Raw genomic sequence first — 667 nt, 5'->3', positions numbered from 1 at the left:
GGTGGGCATTATTTTAACGACTTGCTTCCCCTACCATACACCGAAGAAGCACTGAACGTTTTTACTCGCAATGTGCTTGAAGTTCAGGATTATCTGCAACGCGAAATCTTAATCGAGAACCCATCGAGCTATGTGAAGTTTCAACACTCGACGATCAGCGAGTGGGAGTTTCTCACTGAAGTTCAGCAGCGCACAAGTTGCCGGTTACTGCTCGATCTGAATAACGTACACGTATCAGCCTTCAATCACGGCTTTGATTGCAATACCTATCTGTCCGTCATTCCGGCAGACACAGTGGATGAAATTCATTTGGCGGGTTTCACCATCAAGCAACTCGATAAAGGCGAAATTTGGATTGATACTCACAGCCGTCCCGTCAGCACGGAAGTCTGGAAGTTATATCAACACTGGGTTGAACAGTATGGTCCGCGCCATACCTTAATTGAATGGGACTTAGATATCCCAACACCAGAAGTGTTATTGGCAGAAGCGGAAAAGGCCTCGCTCCTTCTCTCCCAAATTACCACCCCGCTTAGCGCTACGAGGAAAGCCTCATGAAGCTAGCCACCTTACAAAATCAGTTTGCGAAAGCGCTTCACTATCAGGCATTGGGCGATGACTGTAATATTGCAAGCGGTCAGTTTACCGCTGACGAGCGCATGCAGAT

1 protein-coding gene and 1 pseudogene are annotated in these 667 nt (G+C 47.5%); both read left to right on the top strand.

The window, feature by feature from the left end; all coding sequences use genetic code 11:
- Positions 1-558: DUF692 domain-containing protein (locus R7Z47_RS25100; protein ID WP_318130795.1), on the top strand; the 558-nt coding region annotated here is incomplete at its 5' end.
- Positions 555-667: pseudogene (locus R7Z47_RS25095) on the top strand (DUF2063 domain-containing protein); the annotation flags it as partial. The gene R7Z47_RS25100 and the pseudogene R7Z47_RS25095, both read left to right, overlap by 4 nt.

It is taken from the genome of Vibrio sp. 1641 (assembly GCF_033339995.1).
Lineage (GTDB): Bacteria > Pseudomonadota > Gammaproteobacteria > Enterobacterales > Vibrionaceae > Vibrio > Vibrio alginolyticus.
Note: the sequence above shows the minus strand (reverse complement) of the source record. Positions and strands in the feature narration are given on the sequence as shown.